This is a genomic window from Methyloceanibacter sp. (genome assembly GCF_050728395.1).
Classification (GTDB): Bacteria; Pseudomonadota; Alphaproteobacteria; order Rhizobiales; family Methyloligellaceae; genus Methyloceanibacter.
Window position 1 is genome coordinate 1 of record NZ_JBOHJB010000133.1, and the last position, 6,081, is coordinate 6,081.

Sequence of the window (6,081 nt, forward strand, 5' to 3'; positions counted from 1 at the left end):
CTCCGGACTTGTCCGGGCGCGCCGGGTGGGGGGAGGAGGAACGTCTTCCCCATTTAGATAGAAACGCTAAGTTGCCAGCATGAGTAAGCCAGAAAAAGACAGCTTCAGGCTCGCGCTCGCGCAATTGAACCCCGTCGTGGGTGACATCGACGGCAATGTGACGAAGGCACGGGCTGCGCGGGCGGAAGCTGCGGCAAAGGGCGCCGATCTCATCGCCTTCACCGAGCTTTACCTCACCGGATACCCGATCGAAGACCTGGTGCTGAAACCCGCCTTCCAGAAGGCGGCCCGGGCTGCCTGCGAGGCCTTTGCCCGCGACACGAGCGACGGCGGCCCTGCCGTGCTCGTCGGCCTCCCTTACGCGAAGGGGCCGTTCGTGCACAACGCCGTGGCCTATTTGGACAATGGCCGCATCGAAGCCGTCAGGCTCAAATATAATCTGCCCAATTACGGGGTATTCGACGAGAAGCGCGTGTTTGCCCCAGGTCCGCTGCCGGAACCGATCGTGGTGCGAGGGGTTTCGCTCGGCGTGCCGGTGTGTGAGGACATCTGGAGCGAGGAGGTCTGCGGGGCGTTGGCCAAGGCGGGCGCTGGCTTCCTCATCGTGCCGAACGGCTCGCCCTATTGGATGGACAAGCAGGGCCAGCGCTATTCGATCGCGCGGGCGCGCGTGGCGGAGACCGGGCTGCCCTTGGCCTATGTCAACCAGGTTGGAGGCCAGGACGAGCTTGTGTTCGACGGCGCATCCTTCGTGCTCAACACTGACGGCCACGTCGCCGTGCAAATGCCGGCGTGGGAAGAGGCTTGCACCGTGACCGAATGGCGTAAGGACGGGAAGCGCTGGGCTTGCGAGCCTCAGCCTCTCGCCGAGATCGAGCAGGGCGACGCCGCCAACTACCTCGCCTGCGTGACGGGCCTGCGCGACTATGTGGAGAAGAACGGCTTCCCCGGCGTGGTGCTTGGGCTCTCGGGCGGCATCGACTCGGCACTTTGCGTGGCCATGGCCGTCGATGCGCTCGGCTCCGCCCGCGTGCATGGCGTCATGCTGCCATACCTCTACACCAGCAATGAGAGTCTGAACGACGCGGCTGAGACCGCGGAGGCGCTCGGCGTCCGCTATGACACCATGCCGATCTCTTCGGCTGTGGAAGGCCTGACCAAGAGTCTCGCGGCCATCTCGGATGGCGGTGACCCAGGCACGGCGGAGGAGAACCTGCAGTCGCGCGCCCGCGGCACGCTGCTCATGGGGCTCTCCAATAAATTCGGGCAGATGGTGATCACCACCGGCAACAAGTCGGAAGTGTCGGTCGGCTACGCCACGCTCTATGGCGACATGAATGGTGGATTCAACCCGATCAAGGATCTGTACAAGACGCAAGTCTATGCCCTTGCCCGCTATCGCAACCGCGAGCGGCCGAAAGGCTGCGTCGGGCCCACCGGCCGCGTCATCCCGGAGAACGTGTTGATCAAAGCCCCGACGGCGGAGCTCAAGCATAACCAGCGCGATCAGGACACGCTGCCGCCCTACGACGTGCTCGACGACATTCTCAACTGCCTGGTCGAGCTGGAAATGCCGTTGGCCGAGATCGTGAGGCGCGGCCATGCGCCGGAACTCGTAAAGAAGGTCGAGCGCATGCTCTACCTCGCCGAGTACAAGCGCCGCCAGGCGGCGCCGGGGGTGAAGATCACCGCCAAGAATTTCGGCCGCGACCGGCGCTATCCCATCACCAACAAGTTCCGCGAGACGCTGTGACATGAGCGTCACCGTACGCTTCGCGCCAAGCCCGACCGGCCGCTTGCACGCCGGCAACATCCGCACCGCGCTCCTCAATTGGATGTTCGCGCAGCAGCGGGGCGGGCGCCTGCTGTTGCGTCTCGACGACACCGATCGCGAGCGGTCGACGAACGAGTTCGCGGAGGGCATCCGCGAGGACCTGACCTGGCTCGGGCTTGCCTGGGACCGCGAGGTGAAGCAGTCGGACCGCTTCGCGGTCTACGATGCGGCCGTCGAGAGACTGAAGGCCGGCGGAAGGCTCTACCCGGCCTACGAGACGCAAGACGAGCTCGAGTTGAAGCGGAAGCGCCAGCTCGCCCGCGGGCGTCCGCCGGTCTACGACCGCGCCGCGCTGAAGCTCACCGACGCCGATCGCGAGAAATTGGAGTCGGCGGGACAAACGCCCCATTGGCGTTTCAAGCTCGAGACGCGCGACGTGGTGTGGAACGATCTCATCCGCGGCGAGCAGCATGTGGATGCAGCGTCACTCTCCGACCCGGTCCTGGTCCGCGCCGACGGAACCTATCTCTACACGCTGCCGAGCGTCGTCGACGACATCGACCTCGGCATCACCCATGTGGTGCGCGGCGAGGATCACGTCGCCAACACGGCGCCGCAGATTCAGCTGTTCGAGGCGCTTGGCGCCGAGCCGCCAGCCTTCGGCCACCACAATCTCCTGGTTGGCGCCGAGGGCCAGGCGCTGTCCAAGCGCGAGCGGGCGCTGTCCATCCAGGGCCTGCGCGAGGAGGGCCTGGAGCCGCTGGCAGTGGCGAGCTACGCCGCCACGATCGGCACCTCCGACACCGTCGCTCCGCATCCGAGCCTGCAAGAGCTCGTGGTCCGCTTCTCCTTTGGGAAAATGTCGCGGGCGCCGGCACGATTCGATGTGGAGGAGCTGCGCGCGCTGAATGCGCGGCTGCTGCATGCGCTGCCTTTCGAAGCGGTGGCGCCCGCTCTGCGCGACATGGACGTCGGAGATGGCGAAAAGTTTTGGCTCGCGGTGCGCTCCAATCTCGCGGTGCTGTCCGATGCAGGCGCGTGGTGGCGGGTGGTGAAGGGACCGCTTCAGCCGGTGATCACCGATGCTGCGCTGTGCGACCAGGCCGCGGCGCTGCTTCCGCCGGAGCCGTGGGACGATTCGACCTGGGAGCGATGGGCCGCCGACGTGAAGCAGGCGACCGGCATCAAGGGCAAGGCGTTGTTCCAGCCCTTGCGGCTCGCGCTCACGGGCCGCGAGCATGGACCTGAGCTCAAGCTGCTGTTGCCGCTGATCGGCCGGGCGCGCGCGGTTGCGCGGCTCGAAGGCAAGACTGCTTAATCGCTTAAGGCTATTGCGGCGCAGGTGCTGGCGTGCGCTTGGCGACACTCGACTGCTGCGGCGCCGCTTCCGCTGCCGCCGGGGCAGGGGCCGCATCCGCCGGCGCCGGAGCTGCGGCTTGCGGCGCAGGCGCGCCGGCGTTCGGCGTTGAGCCGGTCACGTCAAGATCGAGCTGGGCAGGCGGCTGTGGCGGCGGAGCTGCCGCCTGGGCCGCAGGTGCTGCGCCCTTCTTCTTGCCGGGCTTGGCTGGCGCGGGCGTGGCTTCGGCCTTCTGGTTCGCCGCCTCGATCTCGGTCGGATTGTATTCGTCGGCCTTGCACGAGCAGCCCTTGATATACGCCTTGCGGTATTTGAAGGCGGCCGGAAGATCCGCATAGGAGGTGCCATTGAGCGAAATGGCCTGGTCGATCTCCTGTCCGGGATTGCGATAGACGTAGAGCTCGGCCGGCGCCGCGCAGCTCGACTGGCAGACAGTGGCGTCCTGGGCCAAGCGGCTGGCATAGGTCTGATAGCTCACCGGGAAGAAAAATCCGTCGCAGGTGCGCACGCACACCGACCGGTAGCGTCCGTTCGGATCGATGCTGCGGTAGACCGGACCTTCGGGCTGAGCCGGCTCCTGCTCGTCGTTGCCACGGCCGAACCAGCCGAACAATCCGCCGCCGCCGCTGTCGCGGCGCGCCTGTTGCGGCATCGGCCTGCCGCCGGTGCAGCCGTTGCGGGCGAGCGCGTCCGAGAGCTCGGCCTGGCGCCGGCGATTGCCGCGGCCCCCCGCAATTGCGTCGCGTTGTGCCTGTAGCTGCTCAACCTGACGCCTTGCGTCCTCGACCTGATCGTTCATCTTGAGGCATTTGGGGCTGCGCACCAGTCCGCGTCCGAAGATGAGGAAGCCCCTCTCAAAGCAACCGGCATCGTCCATCGCCGCCTTGGTCCCCTGGTAGACGCGGCTCGCACCTTGAATTTGCTTGTCGATGCCGGGCAGCTCCGAGGCGCCGCCGCCGCCTTGAGCACTGGCAAGCTCTTGCTGCAGCTGCATGCAGCGGATCTGGTGGTCGCTGTCCTGGGCTAGCGTGTCACCGGCCACGAAAGCGACGGCCACGCCGCACAGCGCGAAAACGGCAAGGCCGCGATGGGCGCCGCGGCGCGCCGGGAAAGCGGGCGAAAGCTCGTGAGGCGCGTTCAATTCTTGGCGTTTCCGACTGATGGCGACCCCCGAAAGGCCGTTCCGGCCCGGGCCTTAGGCCGTCCGCATTATGCCCGCCAAACTTTAGGGGTCAATGCGGCATGAATAAGATGGGCTGCTTGACGGAGTTAATGTTTGCGGCCATAAGCGAGCCATCATGGCGCAAGCAGAACGCATCCTTATCATTTCCTGCGGCATTATTCCGGTCTAGCAAAGAGCTGGCCGGTCGTTCTTCCCTTACCTTCACCCCCGTAAAAGAACCGAACGCCGGCCGGCCGTAAGGCAAAGAGGCTATTGGTGGCGCTCAGGCTCTACAACACGCTCACCCGCAAGAAGGAGGACTTCCGTCCCCTCGATCCGGCGAACGTCCGCATGTATGTGTGCGGGCCGACGGTCTACGACTTCGCCCATATCGGCAATGCGCGGCCCGTCATCGTGTTCGACGTGCTGTTCCGCCTGTTGCGGCACCTCTATGGCCCTGAGCACGTCACCTATGTGCGCAACGTCACCGACGTCGACGACAAGATCAATGCCCGGGCGGCGGAGGAATATCCGGACCTCCCCCTGAACGAGGCGATCCGGTGCGTCACCGAGAAGACCGAGAAGCAGTTCCACGAGGACGTTGCCGCGCTCGGGTGTCTGCCGCCAACCGCCGAACCGCGCGCGACCGAGCACATCGCGGCGATGAAGGAGATGATCGAGGACCTGGTCAAGAACGGCTGCGCCTATGTCGCCGAGGACCACGTCCTGTTCGATGTCGCTTCCATGCCCGATTACGGCAAGCTATCGGGCCGCTCGCTTGATGAGATGATCGCGGGCGCAAGAGTCGAGGTCGCGCCCTACAAGCGCGACCCGATGGACTTCGTCTTGTGGAAGCCGTCGAAGCCTGGCGAGCCGTCCTGGCCTTCGCCGGCCGGCATCGCGACGCCTGGGCGTCCGGGCTGGCATATCGAATGCTCGGCCATGTCGTGGAAGCATCTAGGGCAGACCTTCGACATCCATGGCGGCGGCATCGACCTCGTCTTTCCCCATCATGAGAACGAGATCGCGCAGTCGCGCTGCGCGTTCCATACGCCGGTCATGGCCAATTACTGGCTGCATAACGGCTTCCTCCAGGTGGAGGGTGAGAAGATGGCGAAGAGCCTCGGCAACTTCGTCACCATCCACGAGTTGCTGACGGGCTGGAAAGGGTTCCCATGGCCAGGGGAAGCGATCCGCCTGCATATGCTCCGTACGCATTACCGTCAGCCACTGGATTGGACTTTTGAAGGTCTCAACGAATGCCATAAGGTCTTGTGGGAGTGGTATGATGGGCTGACGCTCGTATCGCCTGCTGATAACCTTCCAAAGGTGGCAATTGAGGCGCTTGAAGATGACCTCAACACCCCAAATGTTGTTACGGCGCTACATGGTCTGAAACGATCAGGCGACCTTGCTGCCTTGAAGGCGGGCCTTAACTTCCTAGGCCTTTCCGGAGACCGAGCAAACATACTCCGTGCCGTTCCATTCGTTGCGGGCGGGTGGGAAGACGCCGCCAATAAAGTAATTGGGGCCCGCCACGCTCAGGGGCACCCTGCATTTGGATCGACGGTCGTCGCGGTGCCAACGCCACTGGCTCGCGATGAAGAAATCAGGAGTCGGATCGAGAAACGCAATGCCGCGCGCAAGGCGAAGGACTTCAAGGAGGCTGATCGCATCCGCGACGAGCTTGCCGCCATGGGCATCGAGCTGAAAGACGCCAAGGACCCCAAGACCGGCGAGCTGGTCACCACCTGGCAGGTCGCCCGATGAGTAGGCTTCCCCCTCACC

Annotated in this window: 4 protein-coding genes; 3 read left to right on the plus strand and 1 reads right to left on the minus strand. The window is 64.8% G+C overall.

Going from position 1 to position 6,081, the window contains the following annotated elements; translation table 11 throughout:
* Positions 1-79 precede the first annotated feature (79 nt).
* Together ACREC7_RS15335 and gltX are read left to right on the plus strand one after the other, a co-directional pair.
* The gene (locus ACREC7_RS15335; RefSeq protein ID WP_431556563.1) at positions 80-1,753 is read left to right on the plus strand and encodes an NAD+ synthase; all 1,674 of its coding nucleotides are present in this window, start codon (positions 80-82) and stop codon (positions 1,751-1,753) included.
* 1 nt (position 1,754) lies between these two features.
* Positions 1,755-3,092 (plus strand): glutamate--tRNA ligase, encoded by a 1,338-nt coding sequence (gene gltX / locus ACREC7_RS15340; protein WP_431556564.1) that lies wholly within the window; start codon positions 1,755-1,757, stop codon positions 3,090-3,092.
* 10 nt (positions 3,093-3,102) lie between these two features.
* On the opposite strand, the gene ACREC7_RS15345 is transcribed toward gltX, so the two are convergent.
* Positions 3,103-4,272 (minus strand): DUF2865 domain-containing protein, encoded by a 1,170-nt coding sequence (locus ACREC7_RS15345; protein ID WP_431556565.1) that lies wholly within the window; start codon positions 4,270-4,272, stop codon positions 3,103-3,105.
* A gap of 297 nt (positions 4,273-4,569) precedes the next feature.
* On the opposite strand from ACREC7_RS15345, the gene cysS reads away from it, so the two are divergent.
* Positions 4,570-6,063, plus strand: a complete 1,494-nt coding sequence (gene cysS / locus ACREC7_RS15350) for a cysteine--tRNA ligase (protein WP_431556566.1) — start codon at positions 4,570-4,572, stop codon at positions 6,061-6,063.
* Positions 6,064-6,081 lie beyond the last annotated feature (18 nt).

Bases quoted from the DNA above. Each gene is read 5' to 3' on its own strand.
- ACREC7_RS15335 (WP_431556563.1), top strand. From the start codon at position 80: ATGAGTAAGCCAGAAAAAGACAGCTTCAGGCTCGCGCTCGCGCAATTG.
- gltX (WP_431556564.1), top strand. From the start codon at position 1,755: ATGAGCGTCACCGTACGCTTCGCGCCAAGCCCGACCGGCCGCTTGCAC.